The 21,550-nt window shown below is 70.8% G+C and carries 23 protein-coding genes; 13 read left to right on the plus strand and 10 right to left on the minus strand.

The window, feature by feature from the left end; genetic code table 11:
- Window positions 1-72 precede the first annotated feature (72 nt).
- The 4 genes from FLX07_RS25270 to FLX07_RS25285 all read left to right on the plus strand — a co-directional run bounded on the left by FLX07_RS25270 (window position 73) and on the right by FLX07_RS25285 (window position 3,249).
- Window positions 73-1,137 (plus strand): LLM class flavin-dependent oxidoreductase, encoded by a 1,065-nt coding sequence (locus FLX07_RS25270; protein ID WP_208762380.1) that lies wholly within the window; start codon window positions 73-75, stop codon window positions 1,135-1,137.
- 23 nt (window positions 1,138-1,160) lie between these two features.
- Window positions 1,161-1,877, plus strand: coding sequence for an NADPH-dependent F420 reductase (locus tag FLX07_RS25275; protein WP_142574080.1), 717 nt, complete (start codon window positions 1,161-1,163; stop codon window positions 1,875-1,877).
- Between the two features lie 51 nt (window positions 1,878-1,928).
- Complete coding sequence (locus FLX07_RS25280; protein ID WP_142574082.1) at window positions 1,929-2,780, plus strand: siderophore-interacting protein; 852 nt, start codon at window positions 1,929-1,931, stop codon at window positions 2,778-2,780.
- A gap of 178 nt (window positions 2,781-2,958) precedes the next feature.
- Complete coding sequence (locus FLX07_RS25285) at window positions 2,959-3,249, plus strand: hypothetical protein (RefSeq protein ID WP_142574084.1); 291 nt, start codon at window positions 2,959-2,961, stop codon at window positions 3,247-3,249.
- 65 nt (window positions 3,250-3,314) lie between these two features.
- Here FLX07_RS25285 and FLX07_RS25290 read toward each other — a convergent pair whose 3' ends face one another.
- Window positions 3,315-3,566: a LuxR C-terminal-related transcriptional regulator gene (locus FLX07_RS25290; protein ID WP_142574086.1), complete on the minus strand. Its 252-nt coding sequence runs from the start codon at window positions 3,564-3,566 to the stop codon at window positions 3,315-3,317.
- 297 nt (window positions 3,567-3,863) lie between these two features.
- Between FLX07_RS25290 and FLX07_RS25295 the strand changes: the two genes are divergently transcribed.
- The 6 genes from FLX07_RS25295 (at window position 3,864) to FLX07_RS25320 (ending at window position 10,781) form a co-directional block, all read left to right on the plus strand.
- Window positions 3,864-4,790, plus strand: coding sequence for an ABC transporter ATP-binding protein (locus FLX07_RS25295; protein ID WP_208762381.1), 927 nt, complete (start codon window positions 3,864-3,866; stop codon window positions 4,788-4,790).
- A 2-nt stretch (window positions 4,791-4,792) separates the two neighbouring features.
- Window positions 4,793-5,605, plus strand: a complete 813-nt coding sequence (locus FLX07_RS25300) for an ABC transporter permease (RefSeq protein WP_142574088.1) — start codon at window positions 4,793-4,795, stop codon at window positions 5,603-5,605.
- 167 nt (window positions 5,606-5,772) lie between these two features.
- On the plus strand, window positions 5,773-6,936 hold the full coding sequence (locus FLX07_RS25305) for a YcaO-like family protein (protein WP_142574099.1): 1,164 nt from the start codon (window positions 5,773-5,775) through the stop codon (window positions 6,934-6,936).
- A gap of 34 nt (window positions 6,937-6,970) precedes the next feature.
- Window positions 6,971-8,341, plus strand: a complete 1,371-nt coding sequence (locus FLX07_RS25310; RefSeq protein ID WP_167748382.1) for a TfuA-like protein — start codon at window positions 6,971-6,973, stop codon at window positions 8,339-8,341.
- Between the two features lie 147 nt (window positions 8,342-8,488).
- Window positions 8,489-9,754 (plus strand): cytochrome P450 family protein, encoded by a 1,266-nt coding sequence (locus FLX07_RS25315; protein WP_142574101.1) that lies wholly within the window; start codon window positions 8,489-8,491, stop codon window positions 9,752-9,754.
- Entirely contained in the window at window positions 9,747-10,781 is a 1,035-nt protein-coding gene (locus tag FLX07_RS25320; RefSeq protein ID WP_142574102.1) for a methyltransferase, read from the plus strand. Before FLX07_RS25315 ends, FLX07_RS25320 begins: the two co-directional genes overlap by 8 nt.
- A 148-nt stretch (window positions 10,782-10,929) precedes the next feature.
- On the opposite strand, the gene FLX07_RS25325 is transcribed toward FLX07_RS25320, so the two are convergent.
- The 3 genes from FLX07_RS25325 to FLX07_RS25335 form a co-directional block, all read right to left on the minus strand.
- Window positions 10,930-11,907, minus strand: a complete 978-nt coding sequence (locus FLX07_RS25325; protein WP_142574103.1) for a zinc-binding dehydrogenase — start codon at window positions 11,905-11,907, stop codon at window positions 10,930-10,932.
- A gap of 117 nt (window positions 11,908-12,024) precedes the next feature.
- Entirely contained in the window at window positions 12,025-13,485 is a 1,461-nt protein-coding gene (locus tag FLX07_RS25330; RefSeq protein WP_142574104.1) for a DHA2 family efflux MFS transporter permease subunit, read from the minus strand.
- A 6-nt stretch (window positions 13,486-13,491) separates the two neighbouring features.
- Window positions 13,492-14,220 (minus strand): NADPH-dependent FMN reductase, encoded by a 729-nt coding sequence (locus FLX07_RS25335; protein ID WP_308424392.1) that lies wholly within the window; start codon window positions 14,218-14,220, stop codon window positions 13,492-13,494.
- 15 nt (window positions 14,221-14,235) lie between these two features.
- On the opposite strand from FLX07_RS25335, the gene FLX07_RS25340 reads away from it, so the two are divergent.
- Window positions 14,236-14,922: a TetR/AcrR family transcriptional regulator gene (locus FLX07_RS25340; protein WP_142574105.1), complete on the plus strand. Its 687-nt coding sequence runs from the start codon at window positions 14,236-14,238 to the stop codon at window positions 14,920-14,922.
- An 87-nt stretch (window positions 14,923-15,009) separates the two neighbouring features.
- Here the strand turns inward: FLX07_RS25340 and FLX07_RS25345 are convergent, their stop codons facing one another.
- The 4 genes from FLX07_RS25345 to FLX07_RS25360 form a co-directional block, all read right to left on the minus strand.
- Window positions 15,010-16,479, minus strand: coding sequence for an NAD(P)/FAD-dependent oxidoreductase (locus tag FLX07_RS25345; RefSeq protein ID WP_142574106.1), 1,470 nt, complete (start codon window positions 16,477-16,479; stop codon window positions 15,010-15,012).
- Window positions 16,480-16,576: 97 nt separating this feature from the next.
- Window positions 16,577-16,888: a PqqD family protein gene (locus FLX07_RS36630; protein ID WP_167748383.1), complete on the minus strand. Its 312-nt coding sequence runs from the start codon at window positions 16,886-16,888 to the stop codon at window positions 16,577-16,579.
- Between the two features lie 11 nt (window positions 16,889-16,899).
- Window positions 16,900-18,363, minus strand: coding sequence for a StsB family radical SAM/SPASM domain sactipeptide maturase (gene stsB, locus FLX07_RS25355; RefSeq protein ID WP_341874023.1), 1,464 nt, complete (start codon window positions 18,361-18,363; stop codon window positions 16,900-16,902).
- An 84-nt stretch (window positions 18,364-18,447) separates the two neighbouring features.
- Entirely contained in the window at window positions 18,448-18,729 is a 282-nt protein-coding gene (locus FLX07_RS25360; protein ID WP_142574110.1) for a StsA-related sactipeptide RiPP, read from the minus strand.
- Window positions 18,730-19,045: 316 nt separating this feature from the next.
- On the opposite strand from FLX07_RS25360, the gene FLX07_RS25365 reads away from it, so the two are divergent.
- Both FLX07_RS25365 and FLX07_RS25370 read left to right on the plus strand, forming a co-directional pair.
- Window positions 19,046-19,654: a ClpP family protease gene (locus FLX07_RS25365; RefSeq protein ID WP_142574112.1), complete on the plus strand. Its 609-nt coding sequence runs from the start codon at window positions 19,046-19,048 to the stop codon at window positions 19,652-19,654.
- Window positions 19,651-20,238: a ClpP family protease gene (locus FLX07_RS25370; protein WP_142574114.1), complete on the plus strand. Its 588-nt coding sequence runs from the start codon at window positions 19,651-19,653 to the stop codon at window positions 20,236-20,238. The genes FLX07_RS25365 and FLX07_RS25370 overlap by 4 nt, the downstream gene beginning before the upstream one ends.
- Before the next feature lie 12 nt (window positions 20,239-20,250).
- Here the strand turns inward: FLX07_RS25370 and FLX07_RS25375 are convergent, their stop codons facing one another.
- Both FLX07_RS25375 and FLX07_RS25380 read right to left on the minus strand, forming a co-directional pair.
- Window positions 20,251-20,628 carry a helix-turn-helix domain-containing protein gene (locus tag FLX07_RS25375; protein ID WP_142574116.1) on the minus strand — a complete coding sequence of 126 codons (378 nt, stop codon included), beginning with the start codon at window positions 20,626-20,628 and terminating at the stop codon, window positions 20,251-20,253.
- Between the two features lie 162 nt (window positions 20,629-20,790).
- A complete protein-coding gene (locus FLX07_RS25380; RefSeq protein ID WP_142574118.1) occupies window positions 20,791-21,528 on the minus strand; it encodes a helix-turn-helix domain-containing protein in 738 nt (245 codons plus the stop codon).
- Window positions 21,529-21,550 lie beyond the last annotated feature (22 nt).

The following is a 21,550-nucleotide window of genomic DNA, read 5'->3' on the forward strand; positions in this document are numbered from 1 at the left end:
GGCCGTTCGTGCGACCCGGCCTGGCACGGCGATCCCCCCGCACACCCCATCACGATCAAAGCAGGAGGAACAGTGACCGTCGGAAGGATCGAACACCCCCGCTTCGAGCTGGGGCTCAACTCGTTCGGGGAGGTGGCGACGGACGGCGGGCGCGTGCTCGACGACGCCGAGACCGTGCGCCTGCTCGTGGAGGAGGCCCGGCTGGCCGAGGCGGTGGGGCTGGACGTCTTCAGCCTGGGGGAGCACTACCGGGACGGGCACAACGACTCGGCGACCCCGGTGCTCCTCGCCGCGATCGCCACCGCGACGCGACACATCGGGCTCGGCACGTCCGTGACGGTGCTGAGCACGAACGACCCGGTCCGGCTGTACCAGGAGTTCTCCACCCTCGACGCGGTGTCCGGCGGCCGTGCCCGGATCGTGCTGGGCCGCGCCTCCGCGACCGAGTCGTTCCCGCTGTTCGGCTACGACCTGGCGGACTACGAGCGGCTGTTCGAGGAGAAGCTCGATCTCTTCCTGCGACTCGAACGCGAGGAGCGGGTGACCTGGTCGGGCACGGTGCGGCCGCCGCTCACCGGGCAGCGGCTGCACCCCCGGATGCGGCCGGGAGGCATCCCCACCTGGATCGGCGTGGGCGGCAGCCCCGACTCCGTGGTGCGCGCCGCCCGTCACGGCCTGCCCCTCATGATGGCCATCATCGGCGGACGGCCACAGCGGTTCGCGAGGAACGTCGAGCTGTACCTCACGGCGCTCGATCGCTTCGGCTGTCCCGAACTGCCGATCGGCCAGCACTCGCTCGGCCTCGTCGCGGACACCGACGAGGAGGCCGTCGAGACCTGGTGGCGTTACTGGCGGCCCGTCGTCGAGGATGTCGCGGCCGAGCGCGGCTTCTACGCGCCGAATCGGGAGCGGTACGAAGCCGAGGTCGAGCACGGCGCGCTCTTCGTGGGATCGCCGGAGACGGTCGCCCGCAAGATCGTCCGGATGGCCCGTGACCTGCGCTTGAGCCGTTTCGATCTCAAATACGACATCATGCACCTTCCCCGCGACGCCCGCGCCCGCACGATCGAACTTCTCGGCCGCGAGGTCGCCCCGCGCGTACGCGAACTGCTCGCCGCGGACACGGTCCACGCGTGACCCGCCGACGACCTGGAGCGACCATGAAACCCGGCGACGTTCGCACCATCGGCATCCTCGGCGCGGGCAAGGTCGGCACCGTCCTGGCCCGCCTCGCCGTCGGGGCCGGCTACCGCGTCCTGATAGCGGGCTCCGGGGAGGCCGCACGGATCTCCCTCACCGTCGAGGTCGTCACGCCCGGCGCGGTCGCGGTGACCGCGGTGGAGGCCGCCTCCGAGGCGGACGTCGTGGTGCTGGCCCTGCCGCTCGGCAAACATCGCAACGTCCCCGGCGAGGCGCTGCGGGGCAGGCTGGTGCTCGACGCGATGAACTACTGGCAGGAGGTGGACGGAGTGCGGGACGACCTCACCGACCCGCGTACGTCCTCCAGCGAGATCGTTCAGGCGTTCCTGCCGCACTCCCGGGTCGTCAAGGCCTTCAACCACATGGGCTACCACGACCTGGAAGACAGCGCCCGTCCCGCCGGCGCTCCCGGCCGCCGCGCGATCGCCGTCGCCGGCGACGATCCGGACGACATCGAGGTCGCCGCCTCGATCGTGGACGCGCTCGGCTTCGACCCGGTGATCGTCGGCCCGCTCGCCGAGGGCGTCCGCATGGAGCCGGGGACGGCGCCGTTCGGCGCGAACGTCGACGCGGCCGAACTGCGCGTCCTGCTCGACCGTTTCCCCGAGTCGCAGCGCGGCGGCGAGGTGCTCCGCGTGCGCGGCGAGGTGACGTCGTCGCCCCGTCCGACGCCCTGATCCCAAAACGAGGTTAGGCTCACCTAAGCAGCCTGATGAAGGGAATCACTCATGGCGACGACCGAACCGGCGCGGCGCGCCCCCCGGGCGACCACCGGCGTGGTGAAGCGCACCGAGCGGCTGACCCCGCACATGATCCGGGTGGTGCTCGGCGGTGAGGGGCTCGCCGGTCTTGAGGCGGGCGAGTTCACCGACCACTACGTGAAGTTGCTGTTCCCGCCGCCGGGAGCGGCCTATCCGGAGCCGTTCGATGTGGCGGTGATCCGCGCCGAGCTGCCCCGCGACCAATGGCCGAAGACCCGGACCTACACCGTCCGGGCCTGGGACCCGCAGGCGCGGGAGCTGACCGTCGATTTCGTCTACCACGGAGACGAGGGACTGGCCGGGCCCTGGGCGCTGCGGGCCCGGCCGGGCGACGTGATCCACTTCCTGGGCCCCGGCGGGGCGTACGCGCCGAGCGCGGAGGCGGACTGGCACCTGCTGGCCGGGGACGAGAGCGCGCTCCCGGCGATCGGCGCCGCACTGGAGCGGCTTCCCGCGGGGGCGCCCGCCCGGGTGTTCGTGGAGGTGGAGGGCCCGGAGGAGGAGCAGAAGCTGCGGACGGAGGGCGATGCGGAGATCGTGTGGCTGCACCGCCGCGGCGCGCAGGTGGGCGAGGCTCTGGTGCGGGCGGTGCGGGCGCTGGAGTTCCCCGAGGGCGTCGTGCACGCCTTCGTCCACGGCGAGGCGAACTTCGTGAAGGAGCTGCGGCGATACCTGCGGGTGGAGCGCGGCCTGCCGCTGGAGCGGCTGTCGATTTCCGGCTACTGGCGGCGGGGCCGTGACGAGGACGGCTGGCAGTCCTCCAAGCGGGAGTGGAACCGCGGCATCGAGGAAGAGGAGTCCGTCGCCCTCGGCGGCTGAGGGTCCGGCGGACACCACCCGCCGCAAGCGGGCGTGACGACCGGGGACACCGCGGGCGGGCGCACCCGGCGCCGGGCTGTTTTAGATTCACGTTACGCGCTCGCGGCTACGGTGACGCCTGACGACGTCTCGGAGAGCGATCTCGGGAGTGCCCGTGTCACAGCGAAAGGTGAAGCGCATGCGCGCCGCCATGCGGCGCGAGGAAGCCATGCGGCGCGCGGAACGCAGGCGGACGACGCGCAGGGTGACGTATGCCACCGCCGCGGTCGTGGCGGTGGTGGCCGTCGCGACGGGGGTGCTGGTCCTCATCTCCGCCGGAGCGCCGAAGACGGCGACGCCCGTCGCGAACGCCTCGCCGCATCCGTCCTCCTCGGCCACGAAGGCGGCCACGGGATCCGCCACGAAGGCGGCCACGAAGCCGGCGCCCGAATCGCCCGAATCGCCTGTGTCGCCGTCCGCCGGCACGTGACGTATGGCATGGCACGGCGCCGATGACGGCCTTCTCGTGCCCGCGCGTGGGCGGACGACCCGGCCCTACCCGACGACGCCGGAGACGCTGGGCGGCCAGATGCCGACGTTCAGGAGCCGGTGTGCGTAGAAGTAGGCCACGAGCTGACTGCGGTTGCTGCAGGCGTACTGGACGAGCAGCTTGCTGATGCGCTCCGCCACGGTGTACCGGCTGAGGTGCATCTCTCGGGCGATCCTCGTCGTCGTGTAGCCCCTGGCCAGCATGACGATCAGCCACCTGTCGCGATCATTTATCAGGCCGTCGGAAACAAGGTCCATATGCAGTCCCGGATCGCCGTTCGACTGAAGGGAGCCTGGTAGGGGTCCCTTTTGCGCGACCCTAGAAAGGGGCGCTTAACGATCGGTATGGCCTGACCATGGCCCCGGTTATGGTCCTCCCGGCCACGCTGGTAGCCCACGTTTGTGGGGTTGTGTTACCTGCTCGTCCCCGGCTCATACTCGACCTGCGACGCGTTCCGGTCAGGCCGGGGACGAGCGGGAGAGCCGCTCACATCGCTCAGGAGCAGACCGAAAGCAGGAGGGCGAAGTGAAGGGCAGGCTGTGTTGAGAGATGTCGTGACGGCCGTTGGGGTCACCAAGCGCTATCGAGGCAGCGAGAGACCGGCCGTGGACGACGTCTCCTTCGAAATCGCCGAGGGGGAGACCGTCGGGCTTCTCGGCCCGAACGGCGCCGGCAAGACGACACTCATCAAAATGATCTGCGGGGTCACCACCCCCACCTCCGGTGAGATCCGGGTCTTCGACGCCGATCCGGTGCGCCAGCCCGTCCTCGCGAAGAGCGGCATCGGGGCGATGCACCAGACCGGTCCCTTCGACATGATGCTGCCGGCGCTCGACAACCTCCGGATCGCCGCCCGGTTCCGCGGGCTGCGGTGGCGCGACGTGCGGCCGTGGGCGTTGGAGGTGTCGGACTTCCTCGGCCTCGCCGGTTCGATGCAGCGCCTTGTCTTCCAGATGTCGGGCGGCCAGCGGCAGCGGTTGCAACTGGTGCGGGCGCTGCTCACCACCCCGCAGCTGCTCATCCTCGACGAGCCCTCCGCCGGCCTGGACGTCGCGGGACGGCGCCAGGTCGAGCGCTTCGTGACCTGGCTGCGCGAGGAGCACGGCGTGACGGTGCTGTGGACCAGCCACCACATCGACGAACTGGAGCGCAACAGCCAACGCGTCCTCGTCGTCGACCGGGGAAAGGTGCTGCGCTTCGCCAAGCCGCGCGAACTCGTGGAGGAGTTCGGCAGCACCCACCTGCTGGTGACCGTCGAAGACCCCGCCGCGGGCGGCCTCGTCGCCGCCTGGGCGGAGTCCGCCGGGCTGCGGGCCAAAGCCGAGGACAACGAGGTGCGCATCGACGACGCGAACGCGCGCGACGTGCTGCCGGAGCTGTCCCGATACTGCCAGGACCACGCGATCGCGATCACGGGAGTGTCGACCGCCGTGGACTCGCTTGAGGAGGTCTTCCTCCGGATGACCGGAAACGAGGGCTGACGATGGCCGCCGGGCTGCACTTCCACACCGCGCCCCCCGCCCGGACCGCGAGGGCGGCGGACCTGTCCGCGGTGCTCTACCGGGAGTACGCGCTGCTCGCCCGCAACCGGGTCTACCTCATCCTCGGCCTGACGCCGATGCTGGTGTACCTGCTGCTGGTGAACACCTCGCTGAGCAACCTCATCAGGGCCGTCGACTACAAGGGCGTCAGCGTGGGGTTCGCGGTCTTCCTGCTCCCCATGACGCTGGCGATGTCGGTCGTCAGCGCGGCGGGCACGTCCGCGATGGCCGTGTTCCAGGAGGAGATGAGCGGGGTGGCCACGCAGTTGTGGTCCTACCCCATGCGCCGGTCGCGCTTCCTGCTCGGCAAGATGATCGCCGGAGTGTCGCTCGTGCTGGGGCAGACCCTGCTGGGCCTCGCCGTAGCGGCGATCATGTTCGACCTCCCGTTCGGCATGGAGAACTGGCTCGGGCTGCTGACGGCGCTCGCGCTGTCGGCCCTGGCGCTGAACGGGCTGTACCTGGCGGCCGCGATCACGATCACGGACTACCAGGCCTTCATGGTGCTGTCGAACGTGTCGATGCCCGTTCTCGTCTTCAGCGCCCCCTCGATGTACACCACCGAGAGCATGCCGACCGTGCTGCAGTGGATCTCCGTGGTCAACCCGCTGACATACGCGATCAACGGCATGCGGGACGCCGCGGTCTTCGGCTTCGGCGAGGCATGGGTGGACCTGCTCGTGCTGGCGATCATGGCGGTCGTCGGCTACGCCGTGGGCGGCCGGGCCCTGCTCAACCGCGCCCGCAACATCTGAGCCCGCAACATCTGAGCCGGCGACATCTGAGCCGACGGCAACGCCTGAGCCGGCGACGTCCGGGCCCGCGATATCCGGGCCCGCGACATCTGAGCGCACCATCCGAACCCGCCGGCTCTATCCGGCACCTCACCTCGGCACCTCATCTCGACCAGGGCAAGGGGACGATGCGGACAGACACCTCCTCCCACTCATGGATCCTCTCCCTTCCTGACCAGTCGAAGGTCCGGTTGCCGGGGACGGACCGGGCCAGCTCCCCGGCCGCCTCACTGGAGATGGCCGGCCGGGCCGGGCGCAGGGCCGGGATCACCCGGGTCGCGGACATCACGATGCTCGACACCCTCGGCATCCCGACGTTCCAGGCGATAAGACCCACGGCCCGGACCCTGGCCGTCTCCCAGGGGAAGGGCGTCACCGCCGACCTGGCGAAGCTGTCGGCGATGATGGAGGCCATCGAACTCTGGCACGCCGAGCAGCCCATGCGGCCGGTCGCCACGACCTCCCCCCGCGAGGTGGCCGGAAAGCTGGGCTACGACGTCCACGCGCTCCCGCTGTGCACGCCGACCCTGCTGCACGACGGCCTTCCGGTGGACTGGGTCGCCGCCAAGTCACTGGTCGACGGGGCGCGGACCCTCGTCCCGAAGGACGTGGTGGAGTTCACCCTCGTCCGCAGGACGGGCTGGAACCCGCCGGTGTTCTTCTCCTCGACCAACGGCCTGGCCAGCGGGAACACGCAGGCCGAAGCCGTACTGCACGCGTTGTACGAGGTGATCGAACGGGACGCGGTGACGGGCTTCATGATCGGCGGTGACCGAGGCGTCCGGGTCGACCCGCGCTCGCTCGGGTCGCCGGTCGTCGACGACCTGTGCGTGACGATGGAGCGGGCCGGGGTCCGCCTGGAGGCGAGGTCCCTGACCTCGCCCACCGGGCTGCCGTGCTTCGTCGCCCGGATCACCTGTGACGACTATCCTCCGCCGTTCCTGGGCTTCGGCTGCCACCTGAGCTCGGACATCGCGCTCAGCCGCGCCCTCACCGAGGCCGCGCAGGCCAGGCTGGGCTACGTCTCGGGCGCGCGTGACGACCTGCGTCCCGACATCCAGGAGGACCTGGGCGCCAGGCGCCGGCCGGAGCCGCCGCGGGAGGCCGAAGCGCCGATATCGCCCATGCACGCGCACGAGAGCCTGGTCGACGACCTGGAGGACGTGGTGAAACGGGCCGCGGTCGCCTTCTCGCACCCGCCCCTCGTCGTCGACCTGACGAGGGAGGACATGGGTGTCCCGGTCGTCAGGGTGCTGGCGCCGGGGAGCCGCGTATGCCCGGAGGTTTTCTGATGAGCGGGGTCTTCTGATGAGCGGGGATGTTCTGATGAGCTCGCCGAACGTGGTCGTCTTCACCGGCCCCACGATCTCCCGTGACGAGGTCCTGAGCGTCCTGCCACAGGCGCGGGTACGGCCGCCCGTGGCTCGCGGCGACCTTCTCTCCGAGTCCTGGTGCCCGGACGACACCGCCGTCATCATCGACGGCTACTACCGCGAGCGGCTGTCGGTGGGCCACAAGGAGATCCTCTGGCTGCTCGACGAGGGTGTCCACGTCATCGGCGCGGCCAGCATGGGCGCGTTGCGCGCGGCGGAGCTGAGCCCGTACGGCATGAGCGGCGCGGGGACCGTGTTCGACATGTACGCGACCGGCGAGGTCGACGGGGACGACGAGGTCGCCGTGGTGCACGGACCGGCCGACCGGGGATACCCCGCCGGCACGGTGGCGCTGGTCAACATCCGGTACGGCTGTCGCGAGGGCGCGCGGACGGGCCTGATCCCGGCGGCGGCCGGGGAGCGGATCGTCCGGGCCGCGAAGGCGCTGCCCTTCATGCGGCGGAGCTGGCGCGAGCTGGACGCGGCGCTGGACGCGGCGGTGGACGTGGCGGCGGGCTCCGGCGACCGCGACCATCTCGCAACGCTGCAGCGGCTGATCGGCACGGGTGAGTGGGACGTCAAGCGGCTGGACGCGATAGCGGCGCTGCGGGCGGTCGGCGGGCGCACTGCCGAAGCGTCCAGTGAGAGGTCCGGCGAGGGGTCCGCGGACTGGGAGGCCGGCACGGCGCTGACGGGGATCACCCACTACGAGGCGCTCAAATGGCGGTCGAGGCGCGAGTACGCGCCCGGCAGGTGGATGACCGACCTCGACGTCGTGAACGCGGGGCGGCTGTTCGGCGACGACTACCCCCGCCTGCACGAGGAGGCGCTGACCGGCCTGCTGACGGACTTCGCCGCGGCCCAAGGCCTCGACCTGGAGGCGTACGCCCGCGCCCGGCTCGGGGTCGCCGAGCCCGCCGCCCTGCCGTCCGTCCTCGCGTCGTGGCTTACGGAGGCGGAGCTCGCCACCCTCGCCGTCGCCGAGCAGCTCCGGCTGGTCATGGTGCGGGTCTGGCCGATCTGGCAGTCGGAGGACTGGAGGCCGGTCGTCCTGGAACGGGTCAGGGAGTCGGACCGCTGGCACGAGTGGTCCGAGATCGTCGCCCGCGCCGACGAGGCCGCGGAGCGGACCCGCGGCAGGCTCGCCGTCCCGCCGCCGGAGATCTGCGCGAAAATCTTCCTGCGCCACTGGCAGCGCAAGGGGACCACGGTGGAGGTGGAGCTGGCCCGGCGGGGTTTCACCGGCATGCCGGAGCTGGGGAACACCGTCAGGAGGTTCTTCGCCCTCGACGTCCAGAACGCGCGTGCCCCGGAGCGTGCCTGATGAGCAGGGCCGCGCGCCTGATGAGCAGGGCGGCGCGCCTGATGAGCAGGGCACGACCATGAGCACGGGAGCCGCTGACGCCGGCCGGGCCGGCCCCGGCGGACGGCCATGTCCGGAACCGTCGGCGCGCCCCGTGAGGAGAGGGTCATGACCGCGACCACGATCGAGCAGCCGTTCGACCCGGCGGCCGCGCGGCATCGTCCGAACCCCCACCCGCTGCTCCACCGCATGCGCGAGCACGCGCCGGTCTACCGGTACGTGAGCCCGGTCAGCGGCCGGGTGCTGTGGTACCTGACGCGATACGCCGACGTGCAGCGGGTGCTGCTCGATCCGGACGTCGGGCGTCAGCTCGACCGGCTGCCGCCCGAACTCGCCGCGCCGCACCGCCGGGCGGAGAGCCGTGACCCGCTGGCCATGCTGCGGCGTAACGTGTTCCATCTCGACCCACCCGACCACACGCGCATACGCCGGCTGATGGCGCCGGCCTTCGGCACCCGTACGGTGGCCGTGCTGGAGCGGCACGTCCAGCGGGTCGCCGGTGAGCTGGTGGACGGCATGGCGGCCGCCGGAGGCGAGGCCGACCTGATCCGGGACCTGGCGCTGCCGCTGCCGATCCTGGTCGTCGCCGAGCTGCTCGGCCTGCCCTCCGAGGACCGCGCCCGGCTGCGCGGGTGGAGCGACGAGATCGTGGGCAGCGGGGACGCGTTCCGGGTGCGCCGCGCCGGCATGGAGTTCATGGCGTACGCCGGCGAGAGGATCGACGAGCGGCGGGCGCATCCGGGGGAGGACCTGCTGTCCCGGCTCGCCGAGGCGGAGCGGGCGGGCGCGATCGGCCGCATGGAACTGATCTCCAGCGTGTTCCAGCTGCTGCTCGCCGGGGACGAGACGACGGTCAACCTGATCGGGAACGGCGTGCTGGAGCTGCTGCGGCACCCCCGCGAGCTGGAGCGGCTGCGTGCGCGCCCCGAGCTGATCGGCTCGATGGTCGAGGAGGCGCTGCGGTACAACGGCCCCGTCGGGCACTCCCGGCCGCTGTACGCCCTCGCCGACGTGGAGATCGGCGGCAGAGCGATCCCTCGTGGGGACATCGTGGTCCCGGTGCTGCTGGCTGCCAACCGCGATCCGGCGGTCTTTCCCCGGCCGGACGTCTTCGACATCGGCCGCAGCCCGAACCGCCATCTGGGCTTCGGCCACGGCGCCCACTTCTGCCTCGGCGCGGCGCTGGCGCGGATGCAGGCCGCGGCCGCGATCGGCGCGCTGCTGCACGGCTTCCCCGAGATCGCCCTGGCGGTCGACCCCGCCGACCTCGAGTGGACGCCCGACCTGTTCCTGCACGGCGTACGCCGCCTGCCCCTGCGGTTACGCGCTCACCGGACACCTGTCAGCCGCCGAAAGGAGCCGGCCCATGAGTGACCGACCGCGAGGCCTCGCGGGATACGCGAACCTGTCCCGGATGGCCTTCGGCTACGCGTCCTCGCAGATCCTCTACGCGGCCGTCCGGCTCGGCGTGCCGGAGCTGCTGGCGCAGGGGGACGTACCGGTGACGCGGCTCGCGGAGTCGACCGGGTCGGACCCGCACGCGCTGGGCCGGCTGCTGCGCGCGCTGGTGGTGCTGGGCGTGGCCGAAGAGGGGGAGCCCGGGTGCTTCACGCTGACCGAGCAGGGGCAGCCGCTGCGCGCCGACCACCCGTGGTCGATGCGCTCCAGCCTCCTGCTGCTCGGCGACCCCGACACCTGGCGGGCGTGGGGGGCGCTGACCCACAGCGTTAGGACCGGTGAGGTGGCGTGGGACCACGTGCACGGCAGACCGCTGTTCGACCACCTCGCCCGCCACCCTGAGCTGTCGGCGGTGTTCAACACAGCGATGCGCGAGGGCACCGAACGGATCGCGCCCGCGCTCCCCAGGGCGTACGACTTCAGCGGCGCCCACACCGTGGTCGACGTCGGCGGCGGGAACGGCTCGCTGCTGGCCGCGGTGCTGGCCGCCACCCCGGGCATCAAGGGAATCCTGTTCGACACCGCCGAGGGGATCGCGGGCGCCGCTGAGGAGCTGCGGCGGGCGGGACTGTCCGACCGGTGCTCCATCGAGGCAGGCGACTTCTTCGAGGCGGTGCCCGAGGGCGACGTCATGCTGGTGAAGGGTGTCCTGCACGACTGGGACGACCGGCGCTGCATCGCTCTTCTGCGCGGTTGCCGCAGGTCGATCGCGGCGGACGGCCGCCTGCTCGTGCTGGAGCCGGTGATGCCGTCCGGTCTCGGGACGCCGGAGGCGGCAGGGGCCGTCATGAGCGACATCGCCATGCTCGTCTACACCGGTGGCCGGGAGCGCGGCATGACCGAGTTCCGGGACCTGTTCGCCGCGGCGGGCTTCGAGCTGGCCGAGGTCACGCCGCCGCTGGGAGGCTCGGAGATCCGGGTCCTCGTGTCGAAGCCGGTCTGAGTGTCGGAGTCGGTCTGAGTGTCGAAACCGGCCTGAGTGTCTGAGCCGGCCTGAGTGTCGAAGGGCCGTGGCGTCCCGGACAGATCCCGCGTACCGGGCTGCCCACCGGCGGTGCCGCGGTCGGCCGCGGGGCGGGACGTCGATCGGGCTAAGGGACAAGGACGATCTTGCCCGTCGTGCGGCGGTTTTCCAGGTCGGCGTGCGCGTCACCGGCGCGGCCGAGGGGATAGCGGGTGATCAGTGGGTGGAGTACGCCGTCGGCGGCTGCGCGGATCGCGCGGTCCTGCAGCGCGTTGATGGTGCCGGCGCGTTCCAGCATCTGCGGGCCGATCGCCCAGGTGACGGTGCAGGCGTGCTCGATGATGTCGTCGGTGGTGATGCGGGTGGCGGCCCCGGAGGACCAGCCGTGCAGGAGAAATCTTCCGCCGGGGGCGAGCAGGTCGAACGCCTGCCGGCCCGCGGTTCCTCCGACGCCGTCGAACACGATGCCGACTCCTCTGCCCTTGAGGGCGTCGCGCACCGCCTCCGGCCAGTGCGGGTCGCGGTAGTCGACCGCGATGCCGGCGCCCAGGGACCTGGCCAGCCGAACCTTTTCCGGCCCGCCGGCCACGCCGACGACGATCACGCCCTGGTGGCGTAGGGCCTGCACGAGCAGAGCGCCGATGCCGCCGGCCGCCGAGGTGACCAGCGCGACGTCGCCGGGCTTGGCGTTTGAGCTGTCGAGGATCCCGAGCGTCGTCGTGCCCGTGGTGATCACCGCCACCGCGGTTTCCGCGGTCAGATGGTCGGGGATGTGGTGAAGGGCGTCGATCGTCGTCACCGCCTGTTCGGCGTAGCCGCCGTACGACTCGAGCGTGCCGACGACCCGGCGGCCCAACCAGCTCCCGTCGACGTCCGGGCCCAGCGCGCTCACGACACCCGCGACCTCACCCCCCAGAACGACAGGTAGTTCGGGAGCACTGTGCGGGCCCACGCCGCGACCGGCCCGCAGCGTCGTCTCGATGAAGTGCACGCCGCTGGCCTGCACGTCGATGCGGACCTGCCCCCTGCCGGGCACCGGTGCAGCGACCTGCTCGTATCGAAGGTTCTCGGCGGGCCCGAACTCGTGGAGCCTGACTGCGTACACGGATGATGCGCCTTTCTCGAAAGAGCGGCCGGCCACGCCGGATTCGCCGTACGCGTGCGGGTCCCGGAGCGTGCTGTCCGGTGACCGGCCTGCAACCGGCGCCGTGCCTGCCCGGGATCAACGGGTGCGGACCGCGGTCGCGGTCACCGGCGCCGCGGTCGACGGGCCAGGGGAACGCCGTCGGCGCGGCAGGAACAGCGCGGGTACGCTCGCCAGGGCCAGCAACGTCACCGCCCACCAGTAGGTGTGCTGGAACGCGGCGGCCTGCTGCCGCTGGCTCGCGGCGTCGGCCATGTGCGAGGCGAGGACCACCGACATCAGCGCGGTTCCGATGGATGTGCCGATCTGAGAGACGATGTTGATCGTGGTGCTTCCGGAGGGAACGTCATCGGGGGCCAGCGTGCGGGTCGCCGTCGTGTTGACCGGCATCATCACCATGCCGACACCGGCGCCCATCACCAGCATCGCCGCGCACAACCGCCAGTAGGGCGTGCCGGGTCCGAGTTGAAGGCCGAACAGGGACAGCCCGAGTGCGGCGACCACGATGCCGGAGACGACCATCAGCCGGGGAGACACCCGGTCGATCCGCCGCGTGGCGATCTGCATCGAGGTGCCTACGGCGACGGCCAGCGGAACGCCCAGCAGGCCGGACTCGGTCGCGGTGAGTCCTCGTGTCGTCTGGTAGTACATCGGCGTCAGCAGCATCGAGCCGAAGTAGCCGGCGGGGAACAGCACCATCGTCGCGATGCCGGCGGCGAAGGTACGGTCGCGGAACAGGCGCAACTGCAGGAGCGGGTGACGGGTGGTCAGGCCGCGCGCGACGAATCCGGCGATCAACAGCAGTCCCGCGACGATGGGCGGCAGCGCGCCCTGCAGCGTGAAGTCGCCGTGCGCGCCGCCGGCGGTCAGGCCGTAGATCAGCAGGGCCAGGCCCGGCGACAGCATCAGCAGGCCCGGCACATCCAGCCGGCGCGCCGGCCGCGTCTCGTCGCTTGGCAGCAGCCGCGCCGCGAGTACGAGCGCCACCGCGCCGACAGGCAGGTTGACCAGGAAGATCCAGTGCCAGGAAGCGGTGTCGATCAACCAGCCGCCCAGTATCGGCCCGCTCACCGGACCGATCAGGACCGGAACACCCAGCACGGCCATCGCCCTGCCCATGTGCTCCCGGTCCGCGGCGCGGATGACCATCGCCATGCCGACCGGCACCAGCAGGCCGCCGCCGAGCCCCTGCACCACCCGGAACAGCACCAGTGTCTCGATGCCGGACGACAGCGCGGCCACCGCGGAGCCGCCGGTGAACAGGGCCAAGGCGGTGAGGTAGGTGCGCTTGGCGCCGAAACGGCCCATAGCCCAGGCGGCCACCGGGATCACGGCGCAAAGAGCGAGCGTGTAGCCGGTCGCCACCCACTGCACGGTGGCGAGTGGCGCGTCGAACACCGTCGCCAGCGGGTGGAGAGCGACGTTGACGATGGTCACGTCGAGCACGGCCATGATCGAGCCGATGACTACGACCACGAGGGTACGGGCGAGAGCGGCCGGGGGTCCGGCGGTTCGTGCCGGTCCGGTGACGGTGCTCATCGCCCGTCACTTGCCGTACGGATGCTCGGCGCGAGCGGTGCGCAGCGCGCGGCCCCACCACAACAGCTGGTCGACCATGTTCTTCGCGGCACTCTCGCACACCGCCGCATCCAGCGGCCTCCCGTCATCGCCGAGCCGTGACCAGGGCCCGTGCAGGCTGACGGTGTCACGCACAGTCATGGCGTGCAGCTCGGCGAAGACCTGGCGAAGCTGCTCGACGGCACGCAGCCCGCCCCCCAGCCCGCCGTAGGAGACGAAGCCGATCGGCTTGGCCTGCCATTGCGTGTAGTGCCAGTCGATGAGGTTTTTCAAGGAGGCCGGAAAGCTGTGGTTGTACTCGGGCGTGACGACGACGAACGCCTCGGCGGCAGCCAGGCGGGGGCTGACGTCGGCGAGAGCGGCCTGAGTTTCCGGGGCGGGGGCGGGAAGGCCGTCCCACCCGGGCATCGACACGGGAAGGTCCAGGTCGGCGATGTCGACGACGTCAAGCTCGATGTCGGTGCGGTGGCCCACATGGTTGGTGAACCATTCGGTGACCGACAGGCCGGTGCGGCCGCCGCGGGCGCTTCCGATGATGACGGCGACCCGGAGCGCGGAGTCGTTCGGAGGTGTGTGGCCAGGCATCGTGGTCTCCTGGTTCTCTCGTTGCGTTGCCACGATTCGCAGCACATCGGGTAACGTACAACGAGCATTGTAAAAAGTAAAACGATGGTTGTAATAGACCTCGATCGGCATGTGAGGGACAAGGCGATGACAAGCACGGGCGCCAAGGGCGAGACAACGACCACCCGGCCGCGGCGGAGCCGGGCGGATAAGGCGACAGCGATCGTGCAGGCCGCGTGCGAGGTCTTCGGACGGGACGGCTACTCCCGGGCCAGCATCGACACGATCGCCACCGAGGCCGGCGCCTCGACTCGAACCATCTACAACCACTTTCCGGGCGGGAAGGAGGAGCTGTTCCGCTCCGTCATGCAGTGGAGCTCGGAGCGCGTCAGGGACGAACAGCTCGCTCAGCTGCGCAGATACCTGGATCCGGAGCGCCCGCCGCATCCCGACGACCTCGAACGCGACCTGCTCGTGCTGGCCCGCGCCTGGGTCGGCCTGATGGCCGACTTCCGCGACCACTTCTCACTGGTGCGGCACATCTACGCCGAAGCCGGGCACATCCCGCCCGAGGTCCTGGAAGCCTGGCAGGAGGCCGGACCGCGCGCCGTGGGCCGCGAGGTGACCGCCGCCATGAGCGCGTTGGCCGACCGCCGCCTGATCGACGTCCACGGCGACCCGGCCCAGGCCACCGTCCATTTCATGGCGTTGATCTCGACCGAGATCACGCAACGGTCCTACTGGGGCCTCAGCCCGCTCCCGCAGGAGGAGGCGGACCGGCTGACCGCAGCCGGAGTGCGGGCGTTCCTCCGGGCGTACGGCTCCGCAGGGTGAGTCGGAGCCGCCCGCGCACCCGGCGATCAACGTCTGGCCGTGGCCGCGTTCGCGGGGTCCCGGCGTGCGTGTGAGATCCAGGGGGTTTCAGCCGGTCGCGGCGGCGAACCGTAAGCGCAGCCACGCGGCCAGGGCCGGGTGCTGCCCGATCGCCTCCTCGCCGGTGAGCAGTGGCTCCGGCCGCCCGGTCAGCACCCGGGCGATCTCCGACCTGTCCGTCGCGGTGTCGTCGCAGATCAACGTCTGGACGCCGAAGAACGCGGCGGCGAGGCGCGGGCTGCTCAGCTTCGCCTGGGCCAGGCGCGTGCGGATCTCGCGTTCGAACGCGTTGGGCTCCCGTCGCGGCGCATCGTCGCCGCCGGCCCGCTCAGCGACCCCTTCTGTGACCTGCTCCCCGGCCCGCTCCCCGATTCGCGCTGTGGCCCGCGCTGTGACGCGCTGCCCGTCCTGCTCGATTGCCATCCGCCAGGACCGCTCCGCCTCCGCCGCGAGGGCGGCCTGAAGCCCGGCGAACAGGGACGGCCCGATTCCGTGCCGCGCGAGTTCGTCGCGCAGCCTGAGCGCGCCCAGCGCGGCGACCGACATCCCGTGCGAGTGGATGGGATTCACCGCGACGGCGGCGTCGCCGACGACGGCGAAACCGGCGGGCAGGCGCGCCCGCTCGAAGAACCGCCTCCTGTTGACGGTGTCGCGGTACGGCCAGACGGCACCGAGGGGGGTGGCCTCCGCCATGAGGTCCGCCACGATCGGGTGGCGCAGCGAGCGCGCGAAGGCCGTGAAGCCCTGCTCGTCCGTCGGCGGCTCGCCGCCCCGGGTGCCGGTCAGCGTGACGATCCATCGGCCGTCCTCGACGGGGAACAACGTCGCCCCCCGAGCCGGCTGTCCCTTCGCCGTCCCCGGGTGCAGCATGATCGCCGGGATCGCGGCGGCCAGGTCGCCGGGCGCCTGGTAGAGGCGCGTCGCGTAGGCCAGTCCGGTGGCGACCGACACCTCCTCGATGTCCCCAGCGCCGACCCCGGCGAGCCACCGGGGCGCGTGCGACCGGCGTCCCGTCGCATCGACGACGAGGTCCGCGCGTACGGTCTCGGGCGGGGCGCCCCGCCGGCTGACCGAGACTCCGGTGATGCGGGCCTCGTCTCCGGTGAGCCCGAGCGCCCGCGTGTCCTCCCAGACCTCGACGTCGCCGCCGCCGAGCGCGCGCCGCCGCACCACCTGGTCCAGCAGCCCGCGGGTGCAGGAGATCAGGTGGGCGTCGGTGCGCAGACGGCGGAACCAGCCGTCGGCGGAGAAGATGAGGGCGTCGCCGGGCAGGCCGCGCAGGTGCGCGCCGTTCGCGAGGAGGGCGTCGACCGTCCCGGGCAGCAACGCGTCCAGCGCCCGCGCGCCTCCGGCCACGAGCACGTGACTGTGGTGCGACTGGGGCAACCCCCGCCGCGGACGCGGACCGGACGGGTAGCGGTCGCCTTCGACCAGGACCACCTCGTCCGCGTGCCCGGCGAGCACCGCGGCGGCGAGCACTCCCGCGAGGCCGCCGCCGAGGACGACCGCCCTGCTCATCGGGTGAGGCCGGGCGGAAGAGGTGCCGGTCGACAGAGTGCCGGTCGACACGGTGCCGGTGAACGGGGTGCCGGCTGACACGCTGCCGGCGGACGCGTCACGACAGCGACTCTTCCTTGACCGCGGGCTCCTCGGCAGGGACCTCCTCGATGAGGCCCTGCTCGATCATCGCGCCGATGAACTCCTCGACGTCGGTCACGATGCGCCTGCTCATCGCGGAGTTGCTGCCCGCGAAGTCGCGGGACAGCTTGAACATGACCGGCTCCCGTTCGCCGTCGCTCGCCACCAGCCTCCAAATCCTGGAGCCGGTGTCGTTCAGGCTGTGAAAGTCGCCCGTCTCGGTGTGGTAGAGCGAGATGCCCTCCCCGGTCTCCTGCCAGATCACGGCCTCGCTGATCCGCAGTGACACATCGACCTCCTCTATACCGGCGTGATGGGAAGCAACTCGCCGACCCTGACGGTGTCGCGCGAGGGGCGAACATAGGTCTTCCAGTCGTCGAAGACGGGATGGACGTCGCCGTTGGCGACCAGGCGGGGCGTCGTCATCGCGCGGTCGTCGGCGGCGAGCTCCGACGGGGCGATACCGGCCTCCAGCCACAGCTGGGTGGCGATGCCGTGCCGCAGGATCCGGCACTGGTGGCGGCTGTTGCGCCGCAGGTCCCCGGACTCCGCCATGTGCGCGGCCCGGCATCCGCCGCCGCAGGACGCCTTGATGTAGCACTTCGCGCAGTCGGCGTGGTAGTCGCCGTCGAGCACGGTGCTGGTGCGCATCCCACGCAGGAGCGGCCCACCGAAGATCTCCGACAGCTGCTGCCGCCGTATGTTGCCCGCGTGGTGCGACCGTCCGGTGACGAGCTTGCACGGGTAGACGTCGCCCAGCGAGTTGATGTAGATCTCGTTGCCGCCCATCCCGCAGTTGGCCTTCACCGAGCAGGGCGTCAACGGCCTCGGGCCGTCCGGCAACAGCTTGCCGGCGGCTGGAGACGTCCAGGTGATCTGCTGGATCCGCATGTGGTCGTCCCAGCCGAAGTCGTACTCGTCGGTCTCGCCCCGGCCCAGGTCGTTGTGGTACATCAGCCGGATGCTGTGGACCTCGAGTCCCTCGGCGAACTTGGCGAAGTCCTCCAGCTCCTCGACGTTCTCGGAGGTGACGATGTGGTTGATCCGCGGCACCACGCCGGCGTCGTTGAGCAGCCGCAGGGCGTGGTAGGTCCGGGCGAAGGAGCCGGCGCCGCGGGTGCGGTCGTGGGTCTCGGCCGTGCCGCCGTCGACGCTCACCGTGACCATGCCGAACAGCTCGGCGAACCGCTTGGCCTGGGCGGGCTTCCTGATCATCGTGGCGTTGGTGATGATGTTCGACGTCAGCCCGCTGTCGTTGGCGTGCTCCACGATCCGGAACAGGTCCTTGCGGAGCATGGGCTCGCCGCCGGTGAAGATCATGGTCTTGGCCCCGAAGGCGGCGACCTGGGAGACCAGGTCGAGCGATTCTTCGGTGGTGAGCTCCCCGGGGAGGCATTTCTCGGAGGAGGCGTAGCAGTACGGACAGCGGAGGTTGCAGCCGTCGGTGATCGCGTAATACACCTGGCGGAGCGCCGGCTCCCTGATGCTGAGCTTCGGACGGTTCCCGTTGTAGTAGACGATGCAGTTCAGGATGAGCTTGGCGAGGGTCCGATCGGTCTCGTCGGTCTCGTCGAGGGGGGGCGGCTCCCCGCCCGCCCGGGGACGGGCCAGGGCCGCCAGGATGGCGAACTCGCGTGCGTCGAGGACGTACCGGCCGCCCACCTGCGGGTTGACGACCAGGTACTTCCCGTCGTGCACGAAGTAGGTCAGGTCTGCCGGTACGTCGATCAACGAGCGGTTCCGGGCGAGTTTCCCAGGCATCATTCCCCTTTACGCTCCCAGCCGCAGGTGCGGCCCCAAATTCTGTGGGTGACGCGCGGCAGGAGCCGCACCCGCGAACCGTTCTGACTACTCTGCTCCGGACCCGGAGCCCGACCAGGCCCCGCACAGGCACTTGCCCTCGACGGGAGCCACATAGGTGTGGGCCTCGACCTCGGGCCGGGACCACTCGCCGCCGGCACCGGCGTGCGCCAGCACACCGGGCAGTGCGTCGGGGAGCTTGTCCTTGAGCGAGATGAGCAGGTCGACTTCCTCCCGGGTCAAGGTGGCGAACGCCTCCTCGACTTCGGCGGCCAGCGGGCTGTTCAGGATGCCGGCTTCACGCAGAGCTTCCCTCGGATCGAAGGCCATGCCTTCACCTCTCTGTCTGACGGGAATGCGGTGTATGACGAGTATGTGCTGGTAGGAGATGGGTGAGACAACCCCACAAACGTGGGCTAGCCGCGATCGGCGGCGGCGCGGTCGTCAGGCGGCGCCGGGCACATCGAACGGCGGGCGCCCGCTCATCGCGTCTCCAACCCGGCGCGGGGGACCGGCCGATGACGCGCCACTACGGTCGCCGGGCGCCTGCCGCCGAGCGGCGACTCTTCTCGTCACGACACGGCACCGGTCTGCCCTCAGCAGACATATCGACAGGTCACGGGGTTATCGCGGATACAACTGCGCCATGAGTGTTTCACCGAGTACGAGTTACCGGGATCGGCTGAACGAGAAGCTGTTCCAGCAGCGGACCCTGTTGCTGACCGGAGAGGTCGACGACGAGATGGCCGAGCGGGCGTGCGCCGAATTGGTGCTGCTGGCCTCGGCGGATCCCGAACGCGACATCATCCTCTACATCAATTCGCCGGGAGGGTCGGTGCTGGCCGGCTTGGCGATCTACGACACGATGAAGCTGGTGCCGAACGACGTGGTCACCGTCGCGCTGGGGATGGCGGCGAGCATGGGCCAGGTGCTGCTGGCGTCCGGCACCCACGGCAAGCGGATCAGCCTCGCGCACAGCCGGATCATGATGCACCAGCCGTCGGCGGGCATCGGCGGCACGGCGATCGACATCTCGATCCAGGCCGAGAACCTCAAGTACATGAAGCGGCAGTCCGAGGAGATCCTCGCCGCGGAGACGGGACGCACGATCGAGGAGATCGCCGCCGACAGCGACCGGGACCGCTGGTTCACCCCGGAGGAGGCCCGCGACTACGGGATGATCGACACGATCGTCGACTCCTTCCACAACATCGCGCCGTACGCCGTTCCCAACCGGATGGGGTTCTCGTCATGAGCCAGTACACGATCCCGTACGTGGTCGAGAAGACCCCGGTGGGGGAGCGGTCGTTCGACATCTTCAGCCGGCTGCTCAACGAGCGCATCGTCTTCCTCGGCACGGAGATCGACGACGGCGTCGCCAACGTGGTGATGGCACAGTTGCTGCACCTGGAGGCGGAGAGCCCGGACCAGGAGATCAACCTGTACATCAACTCCCCGGGCGGCTCCTCGACCGCGATGCTCGCGATCTACGACACCATGCAGTTCATCCGGGCGAAGGTCGCGACGTACTGCATGGGCCAGGCGGCCTCCGCCGCCGCGGTGCTGTTCGCCGCCGGCGCCCCCGGACGGCGGTTCATGCTCGGCCACTCCCGCGTGCTGCTGCACCAGCCGTCCACGCAGGGGCAGGGCACGATCTCCGACCTGACCCTGCAGGCGGCCGAGGTGATGCGCGTGCGCGCGCAGACCGAGGAGATCCTCAGCCTTCACACCGGGGTGGACGTCGCCCGGCTGCGCGAGGACACCGACCGGGACCGCATCTTCGGCGCTCGCGAGGCCGTCGAGTACGGCCTGGCCGACGAGCTGATCATGACCCGCTAGTAGCCGTAGCCCTCACGCCGCCAGCAGCTGCACCCGTGGCGTACCGGCCGATCCGCGCGTCGCGATCCGCCTGGAGGCCGTGATCCGCCGGACGGCACGGGTGAGCAGGTGCTCGATCGGCAACCCGAGGGCGTCGCACACCGAATGCAGCATCTCCGACGACGGCTCCTTGCGGCCGCGCTCGACCTCCGACAGATACTGCTTCGACATGCCCACCGCACGCGCCACGTCGTCGAGCGTGCGGTCCTGGTCCAGCCGCTCGTCGCGGAGGATCTCCCCGTACACCGTGCGCAGCAACGGGTCCGGGCCGTCGGGGATCGCCGGGTCGCGCTCCTTGCCGGCCCGGCGCGTCCGGATGTCGATGACCACTGATCGGCCCGAGACTGCCATGCCTGGCAGTCTGGCACGTCCGGACCTCCGGCGGACCGTCTGTTCGCGCACAGGTGAGCGACCCCCCCGGGCCGCCCATGAGCGGGCGTGCTGTCTCGCCCGACTCATCGGAAGTCTCCGTGAACGACGCCTCGTCTGACCCGCCGATGCCGTACCCCGGCGTCAGGGGGTGAGCCGGTGACCGCCCAGCGAGATCGGCGAGTCGGGTACGTGCGCGACGAAGTCGAAGTTGGGCGGCGGCCCGACCCTGCGCTCCAGGGTCTTCACCACGTGCCTGACGTCGTCGTGCGGGCCTGCGATGTAGAAGGGCTTGCCGTCCTTGCCGAAGGTGACCGCCGACTTCGCCTCCCACGCGCCGAGGTGTCCGGCCGCCCCGGCGAAGTCCGCCGTCGGCTCGAAGCCGAGATCACGGGCGTAATTCACCGCGCCGAAGACGAGGTGCCGCACCAGGTCGAGCGGCGCCTCACGCCAGCCGTGCGAATAGATCCTGAACCACTTGGGGAGGAAGCGGTGCAGCTCCACCTCGCTCATCACGTCGGGGCCGAGGGCGTGCTTGACGCCCAGGCAGTAGACGTCGACGAGGTAGGCGCAGACCGACAGCTTGTCCCAGCCGTGCTTGCGCGCCACCACCACGCTCACCGTGCCCGCGGTCTCCTGGCCGGCCGGGGCGTCGTCCGCCCAGCCGGTCGTGCCCGGCACGCCGAGTCCCTCGCCCCAGCCGACGTTGATCCAGCACCCCGCGAGTTCGGGCTCGGCGGCCTGCCCGCCCGTCTGCTCGGCCACCGCCCTGACGTACGGTGCGACCGCCGCCGGCGCCATGCCCAGGGCGCGGGCGATCTGCTTGGGAGAGTGGCCCTGTCCGCGGAGCTCGCGGACCTTTTCCAAGATCGAGCTGTCCATAGGGTCCGAAGCCTATCGGCTG

The organism is Microbispora bryophytorum (genome assembly GCF_006874465.1).
Taxonomy (GTDB): domain Bacteria; phylum Actinomycetota; class Actinomycetes; order Streptosporangiales; family Streptosporangiaceae; genus Microbispora; species Microbispora bryophytorum.

Excerpts from the sequence above, each read along its gene's own strand:
- FLX07_RS25280 (WP_142574082.1), top strand. The coding sequence starts at position 1,929 with ATGGCGACGACCGAACCGGCGCGGCGCGCCCCCCGGGCGACCACCGGC.
- FLX07_RS25375 (WP_142574116.1), bottom strand. The coding sequence starts at position 20,628 with ATGGCAGTCTCGGGCCGATCAGTGGTCATCGACATCCGGACGCGCCGG.
- FLX07_RS25300 (WP_142574088.1), top strand. The coding sequence starts at position 4,793 with ATGGCCGCCGGGCTGCACTTCCACACCGCGCCCCCCGCCCGGACCGCG.
- FLX07_RS25285 (WP_142574084.1), top strand. The coding sequence starts at position 2,959 with ATGCGCGCCGCCATGCGGCGCGAGGAAGCCATGCGGCGCGCGGAACGC.
- FLX07_RS25365 (WP_142574112.1), top strand. The coding sequence starts at position 19,046 with ATGAGTGTTTCACCGAGTACGAGTTACCGGGATCGGCTGAACGAGAAG.
- FLX07_RS25290 (WP_142574086.1), bottom strand. The coding sequence starts at position 3,566 with ATGGACCTTGTTTCCGACGGCCTGATAAATGATCGCGACAGGTGGCTG.
- FLX07_RS25320 (WP_142574102.1), top strand. The coding sequence starts at position 9,747 with ATGAGTGACCGACCGCGAGGCCTCGCGGGATACGCGAACCTGTCCCGG.
- FLX07_RS25330 (WP_142574104.1), bottom strand. The coding sequence starts at position 13,485 with ATGAGCACCGTCACCGGACCGGCACGAACCGCCGGACCCCCGGCCGCT.
- FLX07_RS25310 (WP_167748382.1), top strand. The coding sequence starts at position 6,971 with ATGAGCTCGCCGAACGTGGTCGTCTTCACCGGCCCCACGATCTCCCGT.
- FLX07_RS25340 (WP_142574105.1), top strand. The coding sequence starts at position 14,236 with ATGACAAGCACGGGCGCCAAGGGCGAGACAACGACCACCCGGCCGCGG.
- FLX07_RS25335 (WP_308424392.1), bottom strand. The coding sequence starts at position 14,220 with ATGCCGATCGAGGTCTATTACAACCATCGTTTTACTTTTTACAATGCT.
- FLX07_RS25305 (WP_142574099.1), top strand. The coding sequence starts at position 5,773 with ATGCGGACAGACACCTCCTCCCACTCATGGATCCTCTCCCTTCCTGAC.
- FLX07_RS25370 (WP_142574114.1), top strand. The coding sequence starts at position 19,651 with ATGAGCCAGTACACGATCCCGTACGTGGTCGAGAAGACCCCGGTGGGG.
- stsB (WP_341874023.1), bottom strand. The coding sequence starts at position 18,363 with ATGATGCCTGGGAAACTCGCCCGGAACCGCTCGTTGATCGACGTACCG.
- FLX07_RS25380 (WP_142574118.1), bottom strand. The coding sequence starts at position 21,528 with ATGGACAGCTCGATCTTGGAAAAGGTCCGCGAGCTCCGCGGACAGGGC.
- FLX07_RS25345 (WP_142574106.1), bottom strand. The coding sequence starts at position 16,479 with ATGAGCAGGGCGGTCGTCCTCGGCGGCGGCCTCGCGGGAGTGCTCGCC.
- FLX07_RS25315 (WP_142574101.1), top strand. The coding sequence starts at position 8,489 with ATGACCGCGACCACGATCGAGCAGCCGTTCGACCCGGCGGCCGCGCGG.
- FLX07_RS25360 (WP_142574110.1), bottom strand. The coding sequence starts at position 18,729 with ATGGCCTTCGATCCGAGGGAAGCTCTGCGTGAAGCCGGCATCCTGAAC.
- FLX07_RS25275 (WP_142574080.1), top strand. The coding sequence starts at position 1,161 with ATGAAACCCGGCGACGTTCGCACCATCGGCATCCTCGGCGCGGGCAAG.